At 43.9% G+C, this 21725-nt stretch carries 17 protein-coding genes; 12 read left to right on the plus strand and 5 right to left on the minus strand.

Features of this window, described 5'->3' with window-relative positions:
* Window positions 1–21: 21 nt before the first annotated feature.
* Window positions 22–2079, minus strand: coding sequence for a TonB-dependent receptor (locus EZE20_RS07970; RefSeq protein ID WP_132116289.1), 2058 nt, complete (start codon window positions 2077–2079; stop codon window positions 22–24).
* 179 nt (window positions 2080–2258) lie between these two features.
* The gene (locus EZE20_RS07975; protein ID WP_132116291.1) at window positions 2259–4526 is read right to left on the minus strand and encodes an aconitate hydratase; all 2268 of its coding nucleotides are present in this window, start codon (window positions 4524–4526) and stop codon (window positions 2259–2261) included.
* A 322-nt stretch (window positions 4527–4848) separates the two neighbouring features.
* Between EZE20_RS07975 and topA the strand changes: the two genes are divergently transcribed.
* From topA to EZE20_RS07995, 4 genes are read left to right on the plus strand one after another with little or no spacing between them, the layout of a single operon-like run.
* Complete coding sequence (gene topA, locus EZE20_RS07980) at window positions 4849–7242, plus strand: type I DNA topoisomerase (protein ID WP_132116293.1); 2394 nt, start codon at window positions 4849–4851, stop codon at window positions 7240–7242.
* Window positions 7243–7256: 14 nt separating this feature from the next.
* Window positions 7257–7955, plus strand: a complete 699-nt coding sequence (locus EZE20_RS07985; RefSeq protein WP_132116295.1) for an SIR2 family NAD-dependent protein deacylase — start codon at window positions 7257–7259, stop codon at window positions 7953–7955.
* Window positions 7952–8767, plus strand: a complete 816-nt coding sequence (locus EZE20_RS07990) for an aldo/keto reductase (protein WP_132116297.1) — start codon at window positions 7952–7954, stop codon at window positions 8765–8767. The genes EZE20_RS07985 and EZE20_RS07990 overlap by 4 nt, the downstream gene beginning before the upstream one ends.
* A 35-nt stretch (window positions 8768–8802) precedes the next feature.
* Entirely contained in the window at window positions 8803–9684 is an 882-nt protein-coding gene (locus tag EZE20_RS07995; protein WP_132116299.1) for a bifunctional 5,10-methylenetetrahydrofolate dehydrogenase/5,10-methenyltetrahydrofolate cyclohydrolase, read from the plus strand.
* Window positions 9685–9739: 55 nt separating this feature from the next.
* On the opposite strand, the gene EZE20_RS08000 is transcribed toward EZE20_RS07995, so the two are convergent.
* Entirely contained in the window at window positions 9740–11179 is a 1440-nt protein-coding gene (locus EZE20_RS08000; protein WP_132116301.1) for an aldehyde dehydrogenase family protein, read from the minus strand.
* Between the two features lie 214 nt (window positions 11180–11393).
* Between EZE20_RS08000 and EZE20_RS08005 the strand changes: the two genes are divergently transcribed.
* Complete coding sequence (locus tag EZE20_RS08005; RefSeq protein ID WP_132116303.1) at window positions 11394–12413, plus strand: helix-turn-helix transcriptional regulator; 1020 nt, start codon at window positions 11394–11396, stop codon at window positions 12411–12413.
* Here the strand turns inward: EZE20_RS08005 and EZE20_RS08010 are convergent.
* Both EZE20_RS08010 and EZE20_RS08015 read right to left on the minus strand, forming a co-directional pair.
* Window positions 12375–13178, minus strand: a complete 804-nt coding sequence (locus EZE20_RS08010; RefSeq protein WP_132116305.1) for a hypothetical protein — start codon at window positions 13176–13178, stop codon at window positions 12375–12377. The two genes, EZE20_RS08005 and EZE20_RS08010, sit on opposite strands and share 39 nt — an antisense overlap.
* A 3-nt stretch (window positions 13179–13181) precedes the next feature.
* Window positions 13182–14249 (minus strand): AMP-binding protein, encoded by a 1068-nt coding sequence (locus tag EZE20_RS08015; RefSeq protein ID WP_132116307.1) that lies wholly within the window; start codon window positions 14247–14249, stop codon window positions 13182–13184.
* Window positions 14250–14333: 84 nt separating this feature from the next.
* Between EZE20_RS08015 and EZE20_RS08020 the strand changes: the two genes are divergently transcribed.
* The 7 genes from EZE20_RS08020 to infC all read left to right on the plus strand — a co-directional run bounded on the left by EZE20_RS08020 (window position 14334) and on the right by infC (window position 21652).
* Window positions 14334–14783 (plus strand): DUF2452 domain-containing protein, encoded by a 450-nt coding sequence (locus EZE20_RS08020; protein ID WP_132116309.1) that lies wholly within the window; start codon window positions 14334–14336, stop codon window positions 14781–14783.
* 65 nt (window positions 14784–14848) lie between these two features.
* Complete coding sequence (locus EZE20_RS08025; protein ID WP_132116311.1) at window positions 14849–15256, plus strand: EVE domain-containing protein; 408 nt, start codon at window positions 14849–14851, stop codon at window positions 15254–15256.
* The gene (locus tag EZE20_RS08030) at window positions 15249–16838 is read left to right on the plus strand and encodes a hypothetical protein (RefSeq protein ID WP_132116313.1); all 1590 of its coding nucleotides are present in this window, start codon (window positions 15249–15251) and stop codon (window positions 16836–16838) included. The genes EZE20_RS08025 and EZE20_RS08030 overlap by 8 nt, the downstream gene beginning before the upstream one ends.
* Window positions 16839–16840: 2 nt before the next feature.
* Window positions 16841–17731, plus strand: coding sequence for a class I SAM-dependent methyltransferase (locus EZE20_RS08035; RefSeq protein WP_132116315.1), 891 nt, complete (start codon window positions 16841–16843; stop codon window positions 17729–17731).
* Between the two features lie 66 nt (window positions 17732–17797).
* Complete coding sequence (locus EZE20_RS08040) at window positions 17798–19006, plus strand: tetratricopeptide repeat protein (RefSeq protein WP_132116317.1); 1209 nt, start codon at window positions 17798–17800, stop codon at window positions 19004–19006.
* A gap of 34 nt (window positions 19007–19040) precedes the next feature.
* Window positions 19041–20996 carry a threonine--tRNA ligase gene (gene thrS / locus EZE20_RS08045; RefSeq protein WP_132116319.1) on the plus strand — a complete coding sequence of 652 codons (1956 nt, stop codon included), beginning with the start codon at window positions 19041–19043 and terminating at the stop codon, window positions 20994–20996.
* Between the two features lie 104 nt (window positions 20997–21100).
* Entirely contained in the window at window positions 21101–21652 is a 552-nt protein-coding gene (gene infC / locus EZE20_RS08050; protein WP_132116321.1) for a translation initiation factor IF-3, read from the plus strand.
* The last annotated feature ends 73 nt before the right edge of the window (window positions 21653–21725 follow it).

A 21725-nucleotide genomic window follows, 5' to 3' on the forward strand; every position in this document is an offset into this window, starting at 1 on the left:
ATCGTATTGATATTCAGTTCTTTAAAAAACATAGTTAACTTTCAAGCCTGACCAATAATTCTGTTTGGGAGCCGCATTGTAGTACCGATTTCCAAAGGCGTTCAAGTCAAACCCTAAACTATAAATATCGGCTGCCGCCCAATCGGCAGAAGCTGAAAGTTCGGTACTGAGATGTTTCGTCCAGGCTTTATTCCAAATAAGCCGCGCAGCTAATTGATTAAATCCAGGTGCTTCTACGGTATTAGCATCGTTTAAAAATACTTTACTCAACGATTGGTAGGAAACAAAGGCCGATATTCCATTTTTCAAAATCACATCAAGGCCTGTCATTTGAAAAGTTGAAGGAATGCCGGGCAATTTATTTCCACTAAAATTAACATCTCCTTGCTGATAGGTATCATATCGATACGAAACAAAATTCCCGGAATGTCTGATTTTCACTTCTTCCATCAGTCCCAGATTTCTAATCAAACCATACTCAAACATCCATTCGAGTCCTTTTTGATTAGTTTTTCCGGCATTTACAAAAAATTCCGCTCCGGCTTCATCTGAGCGACGCACGATGGTTTCGTTGAGATTAAACAAATACCCGATAATTTCCATGCGAAGTCTTTCGCCCACACGGCGAACAGCGATTTCGCGATTCAGGCCACGTTCAGGCGCTAAATCTGTACGAAAACCTCCTGCTGAGGGGCGAACTTCCTGCAAAGTAGGCGGAGAAAAACCAGAGCTTAAAGAGGCGGTAACTGCCCAGGTATCGCCTATTTTCTTGGTGGCTGCAAGTCTGGGATTTGCAATTACTCCAAAGGATCGGGAATCCTCGGCGTAGGGTGCGGGAAAAAAGCGTTCGTATCCATACCGAAAAGAATTCAAACTAGCACCGGCGTTTATAATCAAATTTTCAAGTGGGGTTAATTCTATTTGACTAAAAACCGACCAATTGGTACTTCGGATATCTTCGGAAGTTAAAAAATTACCGGGAACACCCGCATTGTTCTGATAGTTTCGTTGACTTGATTTGCCGTATTGCCATTCAAAGCCACTGGTCCACTGCACATCAATTTTACTTCCAGGCCTGGTATAATTCCAGACATTACGACCGCCAAAACCCTGTTCGTCTCTCTTTTCAAAATTAGTAATGAACGGATTGGCAAAATCATTGGCATTAACATAAAGCGAAATCGACTGATTCCAGTGCGAACTCAAATCCAATGAATGTTGTAGTCCCAGCAAAGTATATCGTGTATAAATTCCAGCATTCTGAGTGACACTTCCAGGAATCGTGGGCGTTGGCTGCCGGGCAAGCGTAGGATCTTTGGTATATTGATCCAAATTAATGCCACCCGGTGTTTTATAGTGCAAATCTGAATACAGGCCAAGAATGGAAAGACTAGATTTTTCGGAAAGTGCAGTAGTTGAATTTACCTGCAACGCATCGCGTACCATGCCACTATGCTGCCGGAATCCATCCTGTTGTTGATGTCCGTACCGAACGGAAACATCGCCCAATCGCAGCTCAGTATTTCTACTCTGAAATCCATACGATCCAACTCCTACGGCTTGCGAAAAACCATACTGACCGGCACCGGAAGGCGTGTTTAACAAAACTACTCCGCCCGTTCCGGCTCCGTACAGACTACTTCCCGGGCCTTTGATAACTTCCATTCGCCCGATCGAACCATAATCCAGAGAGTTAAGCGGAGTATTTCCGCTTGCATCTGTAAACGGAATTCCATTCCAGTAGAACTTGACATTACGCACCCCAAAAGGAGAACGCAACAAACTACCCCGAACCGAAAACCGGTAGCTTCCCGGCGAGCGCTCTTCCATGCGAACGCCGGGAAGGGAATTTACCGCATTGGTGAAGGTAGTTGGCGCATAGCGTTGAAAGGACTTGGGAGTAACTAATCCAACAGATGCCGTTGTTTCCAGAAGCGTCCGCCGCGACTCAAATGCCTGAACCGTGACTTCTTCCAGCTGTGTAGCTGTGAGTGTATCCTTCTGAGCAAAACCGTCCAATGAATTTCCTATGCACCAAAACAAACCCACAGCCGCAGGAATCAAATTTCTTTTTTTCATAACTTTTTACTCCTGATCATTGATTAATTCACTCATTTAACTCAAAAAGAGACAGAAAAATCTGTATTATACAAAAGACCCTGATAACTTTTACAGTATCAGGGTCTTTTAGTAATTTATTCATTGAAGTTAAAGCAGCTCAACCGCTTTACCTATTCCTCAATATAGGAGAACGTGAATTAGGCACCTACCGATTTGCGGATAATGTTCAGGGCTGATCCTGCCTGAAACCATTTGATCTGCTGCTCATTGTAGGTATGGTTCACCGTAATTTCGTCCTTTGTTCCATCAGAGTGATGCAACACGACGGTCAGCGAACGACCAGGTTCAAATGAATTCAGACCAACGATATCAATCGTGTCATCTTCCTGAACTTTTTCGTAGTCAGACGGATCTGCAAAGGTAAGCGCCAGCATTCCCTGTTTTTTCAGGTTTGTTTCGTGAATCCGGGCAAAAGATTTTACCAAAATAGCCCGAACACCCAAATGACGAGGCTCCATTGCGGCATGCTCGCGGGAAGAACCTTCGCCGTAGTTTTCATCACCTACGACAATTGAGCCAATGCCTTCGGCTTTATAAATACGCTGCGTGGCAGGTACTTCGCCGTACGCACCCGACAGTTGGTTTTTAACGAGATTTGATTTTTCGTTAAAATAATTCACGGCACCAATCAACATATTATTTGAAATGTTGTCGAGGTGACCACGGTATTTCAACCACGGACCTGCCATAGAAATGTGGTCAGTAGTACATTTACCTTTGGCTTTAATCAGAAGTTTAAGACCTTTCAAATCAGTACCTTCCCATTCTTTGAAAGGATCGAGCAATTGCAAACGATCCGACTCAGGATCAACAAGCACCTGCACCTGACTTCCATCAGCAGCGGGAGCCTGATAGCCTGCATCCTCCACGTCAAACCCTTTCAGTGGCAGTTCGATGCCCTGCGGTTCGTCGAGCATGACATCCTGACCATCCTCGTTTTTCAGGGTGTCGGTCATTGGGTTAAAGGTCAAATCGCCCGCAATGGCAAATGCTGTCACGATTTCGGGGGAAGCTACAAACGCGTGAGTACTCAGGTTTCCGTCGTTACGCTTGGCAAAATTCCGGTTAAACGACGTGATGATTGAGTTTTTGCGAGTCGGATCATCCATGTGACGCGCCCACTGACCGATGCAAGGTCCACAAGCATTCGCAAGTACAACCCCGCCAATTTTCTCAAAAGTATCCAGGATTCCGTCACGCTCTGCTGTGAAGCGAACCATTTCGGAACCGGGCGTAATGGTAAATTCAGCTTTTGCTTTAATATTTTTCAACGAAGCCTGTCCTGCTACCGACGCTGCACGGGTCATATCTTCGTAGGACGAGTTGGTACAGGAGCCAATCAAACCCACTTCCAGACGCTCGGGCCAGTTATTTTCTTTAACTGCTTGTGCAAACTTGGAAAGCGGCCATGCCAAATCAGGCGTGAAAGGTCCGTTTACGTGCGGTTCCAGCGTAGAAAGATCAAGTTCTATCATTTGATCGTAGTACAACGCAGGATTTTCATACACTTCATCATCCGAACGAAGATTTGCTTTGGCAGCTTCGGCAGCTTCGGCTACATCGGCCCGGTCGGTTGAGCGCAGGTAATCTGCCATTTTATCGTCATAGGCAAAAATCGAGGTTGTTGCTCCGATTTCGGCACCCATGTTACAGATTGTGCCTTTTCCAGTACAGGAAAGACTTTCGGCTCCTTCGCCAAAATATTCAACTACATACCCTGTACCTCCTTTAACAGTCAACTGACCGGCTACCCACAAAATAACGTCTTTGGCAGAAGCCCATCCTGATAGTTTTCCAGTCAATTTTACACCAATCAACCGCGGCATTTTCAGTTCCCACGCAAGGCCCGACATAACATCGCTCGCATCGGCACCACCTACACCAATCGCAATCATGCCCAAACCACCTGCATTGGGTGTATGAGAATCCGTTCCGATCATCATCCCCCCCGGAAATGCGTAGTTTTCAAGCACTACCTGATGGATAATACCCGCGCCGGGTTTCCAGAAACCAATTCCGTATTTATTTGATACTGAGGCAAGAAAATCGTATACTTCTTTATTTTTTGTTTTGGCAATCTGTAAATCCTCAGCGGCTCCAACTTCTGCCTGAATCAAGTGATCGCAGTGAACAGTTGAAGGTACTGCAACCTGCGGACGGCCGGCCTGCATAAATTGCAACAGCGCCATTTGGGCAGTAGCATCCTGCATTGCTACGCGGTCGGGAGCAAAATCCACGTAGGCTTTTCCGCGTTCGTAAGCAGCCGAAGCCGAACCTTCCCAAAGGTGAGAATACAGGATTTTTTCTGCGAGTGTTAAAGGACGACCTACTACGTTGCGTGCGGTATCAATTCGTTCTTCCATGCGGGTATATACACCCTTGATCATGTCTAAGTCAAATGCCATAATTGAGTTTTGATTCTGTTTTATTGTAAATTTTCAAAAACGCCTAAAAGTACATAATTTCAACGATTTTTGCCTTGAACGATTTTCTATTTATTCCAGTTTGGCAATCTTTTTTCTTAATTTTGTTCAAAATTGCAGAATTCAATTAAAGTATCTGATGTGATTATCAGTCAAAAAGTACAATTTTGCCGGTCTCAAAAAAACTGTTGAAGTAAATTCACATTAACAATACATTTATCACAGCAGTTTATCTTTTCATAGAATCTACTCTATATTTGAAGCGGGCAAAGCACCATTTTATCAAATACCAAACACCTATCTTATGTCAAAAAACCTGGTGATCGTTGAGTCACCGGCCAAGGCCAAGACGATTGAAAAATACTTAGGATCCGATTTTACGGTCATGTCAAGCTATGGTCACGTACGTGATTTACCTGAGCATGACATGGGCGTAGATACCGAAAATGGCTACACGCCGGTGTATGAAGTTTCGGCTGATAAAGTCAAAGTTATAAATGAGCTAAAAAAACTTGCCAAAGATTCCGAAGTGTGGCTCGCAACGGACGATGACCGCGAAGGAGAGGCAATCTCCTGGCACTTGAAAGAAGCCCTTGGTCTCCCCGATTCTACCAAACGCATTGTGTTTAGGGAAATCACCAAAACTGCTTTGCAGAATGCCATTGGTAAACCCCGGACTATTGATATTGATTTGGTGAATGCCCAACAGGCTCGCCGGATTTTGGATCGTTTGGTAGGGTATGAACTCTCGCCTATCCTTTGGAAAAAGATACGAATCGGAAAATCCTCGCTTTCTGCCGGGCGAGTGCAGTCGGTGGCGGTTCGTGTAATCGTAGACCGTGAACGCGAAATTGAGGCTTTTCAGACCAAAAGCAGCTACAAAATTACCGCTCGTTTTGATTTGGGTGCAGGAAAAGTTCTGAATGCCGAGCTCCCTAAGAATTTTGAAACAGAAGAGTTGGCACTTCAATTTGTAGAAAAATGCGTAGGAGCCGATTTCCATATCAAAAATCTGGAAACCAAACCGGCCAAGAAAACACCCGCAGCGCCGTTTACAACTTCTACCCTGCAACAGGAAGCTTCCCGTAAGCTGAGTTTTTCGGTTTCACAAACCATGACCGTTGCTCAGAAACTATACGAAGCAGGGAAAATTTCCTACATGCGTACGGACTCAACTAACTTGTCGGAGGAAGCGTTGCAAAAGGCTAAAACGCAGATTGAAACCGAATACGGGACAGATTTTTACTTCCGTCGGATATTTAAAACTAAGTCAGAATCAGCGCAGGAAGCACACGAGGCTATTCGGCCAACGGATTTTTCAACACTTGTCGGAAGTAAAGACCGAAACGAACAGCGGTTGTACGAATTGATCTGGAAACGTGCAATTGCCTCCCAAATGGCTGACGCCCGTCTCGAACGTACAACGGCAACGATTTCGATTTCAAAAACAAAAGAAGAACTGATTGCACAGGGAGAAGTCATCAAATTTGAAGGTTTTCTGAAAGTTTATCTGGAATCAAGTGATGAGGAGGACGAAGAGCAAAAAGGCATGCTGCCACCGTTGAATATTGATCAAAAACTTAATCTCGATCACTTGAAGGCGATTGAGCGTTTTACTCGAAATCCACCCCGGTATACGGAAGCAAGTCTGGTAAAAAAGCTGGAAGAAATGGGCATAGGCCGTCCTTCAACCTACGCTCCGACTATATCGACGATCATCCGACGGGAGTATGTGGTAAAAGAAGACCGTACGGGTCAGGAACGGAAGTTTAAGGAAATCACCCTGAAAGACGATACGATTAGGCAGCAGGTCAATACCGAAGTTTTTGGCACTGAGAAATCAAAGCTTTTCCCCACAAGCGCGGGTATGATTGTCAATGATTTTCTGGTCAATCATTTTCAGGATATTGTGGATTTTTCTTTTACGGCTAATGTCGAAAAAGATTTTGATAATATCGCCGAAGGTAAAGTACGCTGGCAGGATATGATTGACGGTTTTTATCAGAATTTCCATAAACGGGTATCTGATGCAGCCGGCGAAAAAATAGATAAAAGCCTGACAACCCGGGAGATTGGGGAAGACCCGGAAACGGGTAAAAAAGTCAGCGTACGGGTGGGAAAATATGGCCCCTACGTGCAGATTGGCGATGTAGAAGACGAAGAAAAACCACGCTTTGCCAGCCTTCTGAAAGGACAACTCATGGAAACTATCACGTTCCATGACGCCATGGAGTTGTTCAAACTTCCGCGTGAAGTCGGTTTTTATGAGGATAAAAGTCTGGTGGTAAATATTGGCAAATATGGCCCGTATGTAAAACACGACGACAAATTTTATTCCCTTGCTCCTACCGACGACCCGATGGCCGTAACGACCGAGCGATTGGTAGAAATTATTACTGCCAAACGTGTGCTTGAAAGCAATCGGCTGATCCGGGAATATGACGAAAATCCAAATGTGAAAGTCATCAATGGCAGATATGGTCCCTACATCGCTTTTGGCAAACGAAATTTAAAAATTCCGAAAGGCACCGAACCTGCTTCGCTAACCTACGAAGATGTGGTAAAAATAGCCGAATTAACCGAAGAAAAAGCTCCGGCCAAAGCCAAGGCAGCACCGAAAGCCAAGGCAGCCACAAAAACTAAGGCAGCGGCCAAAACCAAAGCAGCGGCTCCAAAGGCGAAGAAAACGAAGGAATAAAGCGACTTTATCCAATGAAAAAACTCGTGGTTTTGTCGGGAGCTGGTATAAGTGCCGAAAGTGGTATTCGCACATTTCGGGACAGTGGAGGCTTGTGGGAAAACCATCGGGTGGAAGAGGTCGCTACGCCGGAGGGGTTCCGCAAAAACCCGGCTTTGGTGCTCGAATTTTATAATCAGAGGCGAAAACAGGCGCTGACCGTTGAGCCCAACGACGCTCATAAGATTCTGGTCAAGCTGGAAGAATATTTTGACGTAAGCATTATTACTCAAAATGTGGACAATTTGCACGAACGGGCCGGATCTACTCAGGTGCTGCATCTGCACGGGGAATTATTCAAAGTCCGCAGTACAAAAAACCCTGACCTGATTTATGAACTGGATGGTTGGGAATTAGGTCTGGGCGACCTTGGCGAAGATGGCAGCCAATTAAGGCCTCACATTGTGTGGTTTGGAGAGGAAGTACCAATGATGGATGATGCCATTCGCATTACTGAGCAAGCGGATATTTTTCTGGTAATAGGCACATCCTTAGCGGTTTATCCTGCGGCAGGTCTTGTTCATTTTGTTTCTCCAAAGGTCCCGGTTTTCCTGATCGACCCTTCACTTCCGGACCTGAGACAACAAAAGAATATGACTTTCATCCAGGAAAAAGCAACCGTGGGAGCCGCAAAAGTTTTTGATTTACTGGTGAATAATTACACAACAGGATGAACAAAACCGTCACTTTACAGAATGGCATAGAGATGCCTTTGCTCGGTCTTGGCATTTATGCACCGGGCACACTTGATGAAGTAAGCAATGCGGTAGCTTACGCACTCGCAGCGGGCTATCGTATGATTGATACGGCTAGTATTTATAAAAATGAAGAAGAAGTAGGAAAAGGAATTCTTAAAAGCGGAATTGACCGAAAAGAAATTTTCATTACGTCAAAAGTCTATAATGACGAACAAGGCTACGAAGAAACCTTCAAAGCATTTGACCGAAGCCTGAACCGCCTGCAAACAGACTATCTGGATTTGTACCTGATTCATTGGCCGGTGCGAGAACACCGGGAAGCAACCTGGAAAGCGCTGGAAAAGTTGTACACAGAAGGTCGGGTTCGGGCTATTGGTGTGTCAAACTACTATGAACCTCACCTCGAAGAATTGCAAACCTATGCCGAGATTATGCCTATGGTCAATCAGTTTGAGTTTAATCCATTCCTTTTTTTACCTGATTTATTGACTTATTGTAAAAACCTGGGAATACAACCCGAAGGATATGCACCGTTGGTTCGGGGAAAAGCCGAAGATAATGAGGTTTTGAATGCGGTGGCCCAGCGTTGCGGAAAATCTACCTATCAGGTATTAATTCGTTGGTCCATGCAGCATGGAGTGGTAACAATTCCTAAATCGGTAAAAAAAGACCGAATTGAACAAAATTTTGACGTGTGGGATTTTGAAATTTCGGAGGAAGACATGCACTTGCTTAATAGCTTTGAAACACAGATTCGGGTCGCAGAAGATCCGATGTCGTATTTATAATAATATTTTTACCTGTACAATACAATTCTTTATTTATGCAACTCCTTGACGGAAAGGCGCTTTCCACAATTATAAAATCCGAAATAAAACAACAAGTTGAAGAGTGGACAGCCACCGGAGGCAAAAAACCACATTTGGCCGCTATTTTGGTAGGCAACGACGGCGCGAGTGAGACCTACGTTGCATCCAAAATCAGAAGTTGTGAAGAAATTGGTTTTTCATCAACACTCGTTCGTTTAAACCCGGACGTTACCGAAACCGAAGTCCTTGCAGCCGTTCAGACACTCAATAACGATGCTGATGTGGATGGATTTATTGTGCAGCTACCTCTTCCCAAACACATTTCCGAAAACACCATTATGGAAGCCATTCACCCGGCTAAAGATGTCGATGGTTTTCATCCAATCAACGTGGGAAGAATGTGCAAAGGCTTACCTGCTTACCTGTCTGCAACGCCGTTTGGTATATTGGAAATGCTGCAACGGGCCACTATCGAAACATCGGGCAAGCACTGTGTAGTAATCGGACGAAGTCAGATTGTAGGGCTTCCGATGAGTATTTTGATGCAGCGGAATGCTAATCCGGGCAATTGCACAGTTACGATTTGCCACAGCAAAACGCAAAATCTGAAAGAAATTTGTCAAACTGCCGATATTTTGATCGTAGCCTTAGGACGACCCGAGTTTGTTACCGCTGACTATGTCAAAGAAGGCGCTGTGGTAGTTGATGTTGGTATTACACGCGTAGCTGATCCTTCCAAAAAGAGTGGATTTGCGATCAAGGGCGACGTAAATTTTGCGGATGTAGCACCAAAAACCAGCTACATCACGCCAGTTCCCGGTGGAGTTGGGCTCATGACGATCTGTGGATTGCTTACCAATACGTTGAAAGCAACCCGGAAGGAGATTTATTCATAGTTTTTTTAAATGCAAAAAAGTCGGGACTCTTCAAAACGAGCCCCGACTTTTTTGTTCACACGTATTTTACTGCCCAATTAAGGAGTTTATTAATTCGTTCGGAATAAGGAGGATACAAAAATTTCATAGTTCCAAACCTTCGCTTCATGACCCCTTTTCGGTTGGAAAATTCTTCAAATCCGAAAAAACCATTCGATTTTCCGATTCCACTATTATTAACTCCGCCAAAAGGAATTTCATGATTACCAAATTGTAGTAAAAATTCGTTTACCAATGCATCTCCGGCTGTGGTGCTGTTCAGAAGTGTTTCAACAGTTTTTGCATTTCGGCTATTGATATACAACGCCAAAGGTTTTTCTCCCTGATTGATATAGTCAATGACTTCGTCCAGCGTTTCGTAGGTACGAAGAGGTAGTAAAGGACCAAAAATTTCTTCCTGCATTAGCAGCATCTCATCCGTTACGTGCGAAATAAGCGTGGGTTCAATAAAATTTTCTTGGGCAGTTGTCTTTCCACCAACTTCCAGTTTGGCACCTTTCCCAACCGCATCGTGCAGGTAATTGTCCAGCCGTTGAAAGTGTTTTTCATTCACGATTCGGCAATAGCTTTCAGACGTTTCGGCGGTAGTTCCATTAGAAAAGTACATTTCCTGAATAGCCTTCCCAAACTCTTTGACGAATGAATCTTTCACCGAACGATGTACCAGCACATAGTCGGGAGCAATGCAGGTTTGGCCATTATTCAGAAATTTAGCCCAGGCTACCTTGCGGGCCGTATCGGCCATTTGTACTGTTTCGTCAATAATGCAGGGAGATTTTCCACCCAATTCGAGTGTTACAGAGGCGAGATGCTGAGCCGCAGCCTTCATCACAACTTTCCCAATTGCGGGACTGCCCGTAAAAAATATATGATTAAACGGCAATTCAAGAAGTGCCTGAGACAGAGTAGCATCTCCTTCAAAAACAGCAACTTCTGAGGGTGAAAAGGTATCTTCAATTACTTTTTTGATAAAAGCCGACGAATGCGGGGTAAGTTCGGAGGGTTTTATGATAACCGTACATCCCGCCGCCAAAGCAGAAACCAAAGGTTTTAAGGCCAAACTGATCGGGTAATTCCAGGGAGAAATAATAAGCGCATTTCCTTTGGCTTCGTATTGAATATAACTATCTGTTCCAATGGCACTTAGTGGAGTTGACACTTGTTTGGGTTTCATCCACCTTTTCAGGTTTTTGATGGTATAGTTTAACTCTCCCAGGACACCAAACATCTCCCCCAACATTGTTTCCGCTTCGGGTTTTCTGAAATCTTTGTACGTAGCATCCTTGGCTTCCTCCATATGCGAGAGTAGATACGTACGTAGTTTTTTCAATTGTCCGATCCTCTCCGCAGCACTTGCCGTTTTAAGGCGTTGAGTTGCTTGTTGTTGCAGCAAAAACACTTTTTTAACTGCCTGAATTGTTGTTGTTGTTATTTCTGAGGTATGTGTTGCGAGCATGATTTATTGAGATTTGAACTGAAATACAGCTTTGCTAAAATTTGTGAAGGTTTACGTTCTGTATATCAGGATAAACAACAATTTTACCTTTTGTTCTTGAATAATCACAAGTATTTTATTAAATATTTCAAAAAAAGTAAATCAATTGAAGAGTGTCTTGCTTTTTACTAAAATTTTTATCAATTAGCCTGAAAAAGAAATTGGAGCGTGCAAAATGAGTATCGTCAGCAACAACATAAAATACCTTCGGCGGTTAAACGGCTTAACGCAGGAGCAATTTGCCCGCAAAATTGGAATCAAGCGCTCGCTTTTGGGTGCTTACGAAGAAGCCCGTGCAAATCCAAACCTGATCAACCTGAAAAACATGGCTCATGCCTTTGGAATTTCGGTCGATCAGTTGCTTAAAAATGACCTGAGGAAAATTCGCGAAACCCCAAATTTAGGCCTTCCATACAATCAGGATTCCTATTCTCCGCAATCACCTTTACTGAACGATACTGCAATTCAACAGCCTCCACAACCATTGGCAGCCGTAATTGCGAGATTTCAGCCGCCTCGTCCGACGCTCCGGACAGTGGCCCGGCCCATTGCCCTAAAACCTATTCATCAACCAAATCCGACACTTCCTTCGCCCCACTCACAATCTGTGTCCTCGGCAACGATGGAACCGATGCGGTTTAATAATCATTTTGAAAGCCCTCCAATAGCCACGCAAACAGCAGCCAAAGATTCGCCGACAAATCATCAGACCATTCAGTGGGTGCGCCAATCGCAAACTGAGCAGTATTTGAATAATCATCAAAATACCTCTTTTCTAGCTAGTTTGCCTGTTTTTCAGTTACCAAATCTACCTTCCGGGCATTACCGTGCCTTCGAGGCAGGCCTGGATTTTACCTTTCCCGGTGCGTTGCTTGTTGGTACATTTATCCGCAATTGGTATGACATTAAAGACAATGTTTTATACGTTTTTATCTTGCGCAAACACGGAATTGTATGTAGACGCGCTTTAAATTTGGTAAAAACCAAAGGGATTTTGGTGCTGAATTCTGATGTTGCCTCAGCCCTACCCATCGAAATTTCTATTAAGGAAGTGCTGGAAGTTTGGGAAATCAACGCCTTTATTAGTCAAACACTACCTGTACCTACTCCCTCGGCTCCCAAACTTAAGAGTCTGCTGGAAGACCTGCGCGAAGAGTTAAATCGTACCGATTTTGGTCAGAATCTCCTGATGTAGTCGATCAAAAAGTTGTTGCATTTTTGGTAAAATCTTACTTTTTGGCGCAGGTTCAACGATTCCTTCCCCAAAGGCATACCATAAGTCATCGCCAATGTACAGGTAATTGCCTGGCTGCGTGGGTTTGCGTTGGTAAGCTTCTTCGGGAATAAACTCGGCGGTAAAGACGGTTGCCATTAGCTCATTTACAGACTCCCAGGGAAGCAAAACAGTCGGATGTTGATCCAGCGTTGCCTGAAACGTACAGTGTAAAAAGCTGGCCTGAAAATTCAGTAGCGAACTTTCCATTTTCTCAATGTGCAAATAGCGAAGTTCAAAAGGACGCTCCTTACCGGAAGCTTCATAAATCGCCTGAATTATTTCCTGCAAAAAATAATCCCAAAGTTCGGTGTCTGCCGGAAACTGAATTTTTTGTTGTTCCTCTTCATCCTGAAATTCAATTTCGATCAAGGAATCATTTTCAGAAATATAGCTATTCAACACCAGTTGTTTAGGCTGTACCATTTGTTGCAGCCTTGTTTTCCAGACAAAGGGAAGTGTGCCTTTCCAGGCATAATCGTCATTTTCGGTAAAGCCTTCATCAAGGATAGTTTCCAAATCCAGTTCGTCCCGATCGAGGTAGTTTAATACAAAGTCCACAGCCAATGACCCATGGGCTGTATCAAAAGAAAGTGAGTACTCGTGTGCATACGGAGACGGAAGATAAGCGGCTGTCTGAAAGCGAATTATAAATTTTTCGGGGAGATTATTGGATTTGTTTGCCATAATTTATTTTGTAAAAAACAAGTCTGCGGTAGCTGGTTTATTCAATTTTCCCGTGGGAGTTTTTATTATTTCATGTATAAAATAAAATGCCTTCGGAACTTCAAAAGGCTTTACTTTTTGTGAAAGAGTATGCAATATTTTCTTCTCAATCACGCTGTTTTTTTCGCCTTCGACAAAAACAATCAATTTTTGACCTAGGCGGTCGTCGGGTTCAAACCAACTGAAAAATGGCAGCAAAGGTGTATCATTTGGCCAACATTCCTCCATTTTTTGATCAATTTTATCTAACTGTATTTTCAAGCCACCTGAATTGATAATTGAATCCAGGCGCCCAATCCATTTGAAGGTGCGTTCGGAAGTGATTTCTACAAGATCATTTGTCTGAACCAATTGAAAATCAGTAACCTCTCCTCGCACAAACAGGCATTGGCGATCATCAGTGCCAAAGTCGATTTCGGGTAAAAATGTATAATCCTCCTCCAAAACCGGCGCATTCAGCCGTCGCAGGGCCACGTGCGACACCGTTTCGGTCATACCATAGCTTTGGTACACCGGCACCGACAATTTTCTCGTTTCGGTCAGCAGGGTTTGGGAAACAGGCGCTCCACCGACAAGTACTTTCCCGCATGCTTCCAGCCTTGCACGCGAAGTTTCATTGCCACATATTGCTGAAAGTTGCAAAGGCACAAGTGCCAGAAAGTCAAAAGGTTTACTCAATTCAGGAATTAGAAGCGGGTTACTGGACGGCTCAACAAAGGTCATTTCCCAATCCATAACCAAAGATCGCACGACCATCATCAGGCCGGCAATATACTCCACATTGAGGCAAATCAGGCAGCGCGAGCCCCCTGGCAAATCTAGCGCGGTGGCAGTCATTCGGGCAGAGACTGCTAATTGATTTCTTCGAATCGTAATTATTTTGGGGATACCCGTTGAACCGGAGGTTTTTAGGGAAAACTCTTCGGCCCCATTCAGCCATTTCTGAGCGAAATGATAAGCCACCAAAAATTCCGGATGCTCGGGTGGCGGTTCGGTCAGTATACTATTTTTGGTGGTAATCCAGATTTTCATGGGCAATGTTTCAAAACCCAAAGTTCGAGAAATGGTTTTGAACCTACGACAAACAATCCGTAATTTCGGAAGTTAATTGCAAGTATGGAGAATCAAGAACTAGTAAACGAGAAAATTGCCCAAAATCCGGGTCTCATGGAATATGCCCACACGGCAGGTGGCGCGGTCATTCGCCCCGAGGACATGGGAAAAGTCAAAAGTCGCTCTTTGTTGGCGATGCGTCAGCAAACCGATATTCAGCTGGCTCAATTGTACAAACAAATGCAGCTTTTGGCTGAACAGGCCAACCATATCAAAAACCGGGTGGAGGTGTCTGAGCGCATTTATTCGGCGCAGATGAGTTTTGAACCTGTGGTTGGTGAGTCTTATTTTTTATATGAAAAACACGATGGCTGCGATGTGCTTTCGCTGGTCGCACCCGCAGAATGGGGACGCAAACGTCCGTTCAAAACCTGCCTTGCCCGCGTACGAATGCTGGCAGATCATACCTGGGAGGTGGAGAATCTGGAAGATTTCGCCCCGGCGGATGCCTGATTGAGATTCAGAATTTTGTTACTTGCAGGAAAATTACCCCTATACAAACCCGCCGATTGAGTCAAATGAACTACTGGATTGTAAAATCTGAACCCTTCAAATATTCGTGGGATCACTTCGTTAAGGAAAAGCGCAGCGTTTGGGATGGCGTTCGGAACTATCAGGCCCGCAACAATCTGATGGCTATGAAAGAAAATGATCTCGTCCTTTTTTACCACAGCAATGAAGGTAAAGAGGTTGTAGGATTGGCCAAAGTGGTTCGGGAACATTATCCGGATCCTACCACAGACGATAGCCGATGGGTCGTTGTAGAGCTTGAACCCGTCGAGAAATTTCCTAAAACTGTACCGTTGGCCCGTCTGAAAACGGATGAGCGCTTCCAGAATCTCTCCCTGATTCGTCAGTCACGCTTGTCAGTCCTTCCAATTCGGCCCGAAGAATTTGATTTAATCGTAGGATTAGCCCATGACTAACAAGGTAATTCGAAGAGCATTCATTTTGCTAATGATGCTTCCTTATTTTTGCACCACTACTTTTGCCCAAAAACCTACCCGAGTTGAACTCGCGTTGCCTGCCAATAGCGAAACTTATCAGGCTGTACCTATGGGTAACAAAGGCGTGTTGCTCATTTCACAAACAAGCCGCAGCTCTTACAATGTACAACGCTTTGATACCAATCTCGAACGTGTGTGGTCTATTGATGGCACGATTGAGGCAGGTTTGGACTATGTGACTTCTACCTACGATGGCCGTTCAGTATTTTTACTGTTTAGCCGCTACCGTAGTTCGACCTACCAAATCGTGAAAGTAAATATAGGTCCGGGTTTTGTGGAGACCTTTACCATTAATACCCTTGATCGGTTTCAGATTACGGATTTCAAGACCCTTGGCTATTCTATGTTTATGGCCGGGACGGTTCGGGAGGAGCCTATTTTGATTCATACCAATCTTTCTACGCTTCAAACCAAGGTTTTACCTTCCGCCATCAAGGGCTCCAATGCAATTCAATCCATCGAAATTGACACGACTCATCAGCTGGTCAATGTTAGCTTTGCGGTTAAAAGAGGAAAACAAATCCGCATTGTGGCCCATTCCTATGACGAAAGCGGTCAGCTTTTTTCACAAATCATGGTTGAACCCGAAGACGACTACACGTTGCTAAACGGTCGATTGCAGGTACTGAACGAGACTACGAAATTAATGATCGGGACCTACGGCTATCGCAACATGCAGTCCTCCACCAACACGGCTTCGCAGGGGTTGTTCATTACAAAAATTGTGGATGATGAAGTTGTTTTTACGCGCTATCATAGCTTTACTGATTTCGCAAATTTCTTCACCTTTATGAATGACCGTCAGCAGGAAAAAATGGAACGTCGGATCAAAAAGAAAAAAGAAACCGGAGGTGACCTTAAATTAAATTACCGATTGCTGGTTCACGATATAATTCAAAAAGACAATCAGTTTATCCTGGTCTCCGAAGCTTTTTATCCCGAATACAGGACCAATAACTCCAACCTGATGGGGGTGAATTCTTTTTACGGCAATCCCTTTCTTTTCGGTTCTCCTTTTATCGGCGGGCTATATAACCCCTGGCTTTGGAATCCGCTGTATGGCTCACGAGGTGGATTTAATAATCAGATTTTTGACGGTTTCGTATATACTCATGCTATTGTCGTAGGATTTGATCAGGAAGGTCAGCTAATTTGGGATAACAGCATTAATTTTGAGAATGTAAAGAGCATGGAGTTGAAAGAAAAAGTGAACGTACAACTTTCTGAACAAGGCCGTACTCAACTTGTTTACAGCCACGAGGGAGCTATTCGAACCAAGATCATAAAAGAAAACTCCGTAGTTGATGTCGACCGAAAGGTAGATTTACCAACAGGTTTTCAGGGAGATAAAGTCAGGAAAACGAGTACTGACGACGTAGAATATTGGTACAATAACTACTACCTGGCCTGGGGAACCCAAAAAATTGTAAATGCTGCCACCGGAGATGACCAAAGCCGTGGCCGCAGAAATGTCTTTTATTTGAACAAAATCACTTTCTGAACTTGATTCTTCTAACCCCTACCCAACATTCCGAATACGAACTTATTGATTCAGGAGCCTACGAAAAATTAGAGCGGTTTGGTCCCTATATTCTTGCCCGCCCTGAACCACAGGCTATTTGGGACAAAACTCTCACGGACAGCGAATGGGACAAAAGAGCGCATGCTGTGTTTCGACGAGACAAAGGCTCTCAGGAAAAAGGACAATGGATTGTAAAGAAAGAAATTCCTGATCGGTGGAATTTTCACTATAAAACCTCAGAATTGAACCTAACCGCAAGACTGGCCTTGTCTTCGTTCAAGCATGTGGGTTTGTTTCCTGAGCAAGCAGTCAACTGGGATTTTATTGCGACAAAACTACGGGCTATGCCGGTAGAAAAACCAACAGTACTTAATTTGTTTGCGTATACCGGCATGGCGTCATTGGCTGCCAAAGCGAGTGGCGCTGACATTACCCACGTTGATTCGGTCAAACAAGTGATCAGCTGGTCACGGGATAATATGGAGTTGAGTGGCCTGAAAGACGTTCGTTGGGTGGTTGAAGATGCCATGAAATTTGTTAAAAGAGAAGTTCGTCGAGGAAAAAAATACAATGGGCTGATTCTTGATCCACCGGCGTACGGACGTGGCCCCGATGGCGAAAAATGGTTATTGGAAGAACAACTCAATGAACTCCTGAGCCTGTGTGCATTGCTGCTCGAAAAAGACAATTATTTTTTGGTCATCAATTTATATTCACTGGGATTCTCTTCTTTGATTGTCGATAATCTCATGAATAGCCACTTCAAGGGAGCAAAGAACTACGAGTCCGGCGAATTATATCTTTCTGATTCTTTTCAGAAAAAGCTCCCACTTGGAGTATTTTCACGATTTTCGGACGTGGATGTACAATAAATTCGAGATATATGTCCAATTTTGTGTACCCGAAAGGTTGAAGAATTAAATACCTTTCCCGGAACAATGTTAAGAATCACAAACAACCGTATACTTACTTCTCTTGGCCTGCTACTGCTCGTTACCTGCATAGCCTGTCAGAACGACCTCCGAACCGAAACACGGATTCCGCCCGTTCCGACAGCTATTGATCCAGAAAAGTGGCAGAATACGGCCATAGAGGCCCTTACAAATCTTATTCGCAGACGTATAGATACCGACAATAATTTATACAAAAGGGCAAAAATTTATTTGGCACAGGAAAAATATTCACAGGCAGAAACAGATATTAATCAGGCCATAAGCCTGAAAGATAATACGGCAGACTACTACCTGCTCCGCGGTAAGATTCTTATGGAGCTGGACAAAACTGATTTGGCACTTGCCGACGCTCAGCGCGCCGAAGGTTTGCAGAAAGATACGCCCGAACTGTACATATTGCTTGCTGACATCCTTCAGGAAAAAAAGCAATACAAGGAATCTATTCAATATTTAAAAACTGCCATGCAAATGGCTCCTTACGAAAGCAATGCCTATTTTGTACAGGGTATGCTTCAAAGCCGCATGGCCGATACTACAGCGGGAATTCAAAGCCTGCGGTATGCACTGGTATTAAACCCTAAACTACTGAGAGCCTACAACCAATTGAGCAATGTTTATACTCGGCTTGGGGATATTCAGAACGCATTGTACTTTAATGAATTAGCTATAAAAAGATATCCTTCCAAAGCCATTTTGCACCTGGATCGCGGGAAGATTTATCAAAAAACAATGCACCTTGATAGTGCAGTTTATAGCTTTAAAAAGGCGGTTGCACTGGAACCAACCCTTGTTGAAGCACAGGCCGAAATTGGCCATATTTACTTCAAATGGAAAAGTTATTATACTTCCCTGAAGGCCTACGAAAATGTCCTGAAATATCAGCCTGACTATCCGCAAATTCAGTACCTGATAGGATTAAGCTATGAAAAATTGGGTAATGACGAAAAAGCTACGGAGTTTTACACCCTGGAAAGTCAGCGAAATCCGGAGAATCGACTGGCAATGGCGGGCCTTTGGCGCATTGAAAACCGAAAATTGAATCGCTATAATCCTGGCAGTATTTTTGCCAAGAGTCCAGAGGTTCAGGCAGTTCCGAGAACATTAGATACTTCCAGAATTACGATAAAAACCATACAGCCCCGACGAACCATTCAGCTTGGGTCTGATTCAACCAGAAAAATTACCATAAAATAGACCATACACGTGTCAAAAATTATTTACCGATTGCATGAGTGACCAACCAATAATCAAAATTAGCCTGCCTGATGGCTCGGTTAGAGAATATCCCAAAGGAGTTACCGGACATCAAATCGCTTTCAGTATCAGCGAGGGCCTTGCCCGAAATGTATTAGCAGCCAAAGTGAACGGCGAGGTATGGGACTCTTCCCGCCCGATTGAAGCCGATGCCACCGTTACGCTTCTTACCTGGAATGACCCCGAGGGAAAAGCAACCTTCTGGCACTCGTCTGCACACTTATTGGCCGAGGCGCTCGAAGCGCTGTATCCTGGGGTAAAATTTGGTACGGGACCTTCGCTCGAAAAAGGGTTTTACTACGATGTAGATTTAGGTGGTCAGGCTTTATCAATGGAAGATTTTGCCGCAATTGAAGCCAAAATGCAGGAACTCGCCCGCGGGAAAAATCAGTACCTTCGGCAACCGATCAGCAAGGCTGATGCCATCTCTTTTTTTACGGAAAAAGGTGATGAATATAAACTTGAATTGATTGATGGCCTGGAAGATGGTCAGATCACGTTTTATACCCAAGGCAACTTTACAGATTTGTGCCGGGGACCGCATATTCCCAATACAGGGATAATTAAAGCCATAAAACTCACCAATATTGCAGGTGCCTATTGGAGAAACAATCAGGAAAACAAAATGCTTACCCGGATTTACGGGATCACTTTTCCAAAGCAAAAAGAACTGGAAGAGCACCTGCATCAGGTGGAAGAAGCAAAAAAACGCGACCACCGAAAATTGGGCAAAGAACTTGAACTCTTTGCTTTTTCTGAAAAAGTAGGGCAAGGCTTGCCCTTATGGCTACCCAAAGGTGCAATGCTTCGCGAGCGCCTGGAAAGTTTTCTTAAAAAAGCTCAGTTGAAAGCAGGGTACCTGCCCGTTGTTACGCCGCATATTGGAAGTAAGGCGCTTTATGTCACGTCCGGACACTGGGAGAAATATGGCAAGGACTCATTTCAGCCTATAAAAACCCCCGATGAGGATGAGGAATTTATGCTTAAACCCATGAACTGTCCGCATCACTGCGAAATTTATAAGACCAAACCCCGATCCTATCGGGATTTACCACTTCGCCTTGCTGAATTTGGTACAGTGTACCGCTACGAGCAAAGTGGAGAATTGCACGGATTAACCCGAGTGCGAGGATTTACACAGGATGACGCCCATATTTTTTGTCGGACCGATCAGGTAAAGGAAGAATTTCTGCGGGTAATTGACCTCGTTTTGTATGTATTCAAAACCCTGGGCTTTAACGATTACAGTGCGCAAATATCCCTGCGTGACCCTGAAAACAAAGCCAAGTATATCGGTACGGATGAAGATTGGGAAAAAGCAGAAAGCGCAATCATCGAAGCCTCTGCCGAACGAGGCCTGGCAACCGTAACCGAATTGGGTGAAGCTGCATTTTACGGTCCAAAACTGGACTTCATGGTTCGTGATGCGTTGGGTCGAAAATGGCAGTTAGGAACGATTCAGGTTGATTATCAACTTCCTCAGCGCTTTAATCTCGAATATATCGGTTCGGACAATCAGAAACACCAACCGGTCATGATTCACCGGGCCCCTTTTGGTTCTATGGAACGGTTTATTGCTATTCTGATAGAAAATACCGCCGGTCAGTTCCCGCTTTGGCTATCACCGGATCAAATTGTGATCCTGCCGATTTCTGAAAAATATGCAGATTATGCCGAAGAAGTCTTCTTTACTTTGCAGGATCAGGACATTCGGGGTTTTGTGGATCATCGGGATGAAAAAATTGGCCGGAAGATTCGGGATGCCGAAGTAACTAAGGTACCTTTCATGCTTATTGTTGGAGAAAAAGAGCAAAGTGAGCAACTCGTGTCGATTCGCCGGAAAGGTGAAGGAGATCTGGGTTCTATGAAAGTGGAAGATTTTATTGTCTTTTTTCAGAAAGAAATAAAAAATAATTTGACAAGTTTCTAATTTCTTACTATAATTATTGGAAACAGGCACTATTCTTTTATTAATCCTGTTTCTTTTACTAGCTTTTTAGCTTTAAACCTCATTGTTTTACAAATTAACACCATATGGCATTAAGACCCCCGCGCGGCAGATTTAAAGTACCCGAAGAACCTTATCGTATTAATGAACGGATAACCGCCCGGCAGGTCCGGTTGGTTGGGGAAAATGTAGAACCTGGCATTTTTGATATTAACAAAGCCCGGGCAATTGCAGAATCCCAAAGTCTTGACCTTGTTGAGATTGCACCGACCGCTACACCGCCCGTGTGTAAAGTAGTCGATTACTCGAAATTCAAGTATGAGCAAAAGAAAAAGCAGAAGGAAATAAAAGCCAAAGCTCAGAAGGTTGTCATCAAAGAAATTCGATTCGGCCCCAATACTGATGATCATGATTTTGACTTTAAGTTAAAACATGCCATTAGTTTTCTTAAAGAAGGCGCCAAAGTAAAAGCCTATGTTCACTTCGTGGGTAGAACAATCGTCTTTAAAGAAAGAGGAGTAAACCTGTTGAAGAAATTTTCTGAAGCCCTTGCTGATTATGGCAAGCTGGAAATGGAACCAAAACTCGAAGGCAAGCGAATGACCATCATTTTGGCTCCGCTTCCTCCTAAAAAATAAATAATAACCTATCCTGAAATCCTGTGTAGATGGAAAGCATCCGCACAGGATTTTTATTTTTACCCAAATCATC

The organism is Arundinibacter roseus (assembly GCF_004348825.1).
Taxonomy (GTDB): domain Bacteria; phylum Bacteroidota; class Bacteroidia; order Cytophagales; family Spirosomataceae; genus Arundinibacter; species Arundinibacter roseus.

Excerpts from the sequence above, each read along its gene's own strand:
- EZE20_RS07970 (WP_132116289.1), bottom strand. The coding sequence starts at position 2,079 with ATGAAAAAAAGAAATTTGATTCCTGCGGCTGTGGGTTTGTTTTGGTGC.
- EZE20_RS07975 (WP_132116291.1), bottom strand. The coding sequence starts at position 4,526 with ATGGCATTTGACTTAGACATGATCAAGGGTGTATATACCCGCATGGAA.
- topA (WP_132116293.1), top strand. The coding sequence starts at position 4,849 with ATGTCAAAAAACCTGGTGATCGTTGAGTCACCGGCCAAGGCCAAGACG.
- EZE20_RS07985 (WP_132116295.1), top strand. The coding sequence starts at position 7,257 with ATGAAAAAACTCGTGGTTTTGTCGGGAGCTGGTATAAGTGCCGAAAGT.
- EZE20_RS07990 (WP_132116297.1), top strand. The coding sequence starts at position 7,952 with ATGAACAAAACCGTCACTTTACAGAATGGCATAGAGATGCCTTTGCTC.
- EZE20_RS07995 (WP_132116299.1), top strand. The coding sequence starts at position 8,803 with ATGCAACTCCTTGACGGAAAGGCGCTTTCCACAATTATAAAATCCGAA.
- EZE20_RS08000 (WP_132116301.1), bottom strand. The coding sequence starts at position 11,179 with ATGCTCGCAACACATACCTCAGAAATAACAACAACAACAATTCAGGCA.
- EZE20_RS08005 (WP_132116303.1), top strand. The coding sequence starts at position 11,394 with ATGAGTATCGTCAGCAACAACATAAAATACCTTCGGCGGTTAAACGGC.
- EZE20_RS08010 (WP_132116305.1), bottom strand. The coding sequence starts at position 13,178 with ATGGCAAACAAATCCAATAATCTCCCCGAAAAATTTATAATTCGCTTT.
- EZE20_RS08015 (WP_132116307.1), bottom strand. The coding sequence starts at position 14,249 with ATGAAAATCTGGATTACCACCAAAAATAGTATACTGACCGAACCGCCA.
- EZE20_RS08020 (WP_132116309.1), top strand. The coding sequence starts at position 14,334 with ATGGAGAATCAAGAACTAGTAAACGAGAAAATTGCCCAAAATCCGGGT.
- EZE20_RS08025 (WP_132116311.1), top strand. The coding sequence starts at position 14,849 with ATGAACTACTGGATTGTAAAATCTGAACCCTTCAAATATTCGTGGGAT.
- EZE20_RS08030 (WP_132116313.1), top strand. The coding sequence starts at position 15,249 with ATGACTAACAAGGTAATTCGAAGAGCATTCATTTTGCTAATGATGCTT.
- EZE20_RS08040 (WP_132116317.1), top strand. The coding sequence starts at position 17,798 with ATGTTAAGAATCACAAACAACCGTATACTTACTTCTCTTGGCCTGCTA.
- thrS (WP_132116319.1), top strand. The coding sequence starts at position 19,041 with ATGAGTGACCAACCAATAATCAAAATTAGCCTGCCTGATGGCTCGGTT.
- infC (WP_132116321.1), top strand. The coding sequence starts at position 21,101 with ATGGCATTAAGACCCCCGCGCGGCAGATTTAAAGTACCCGAAGAACCT.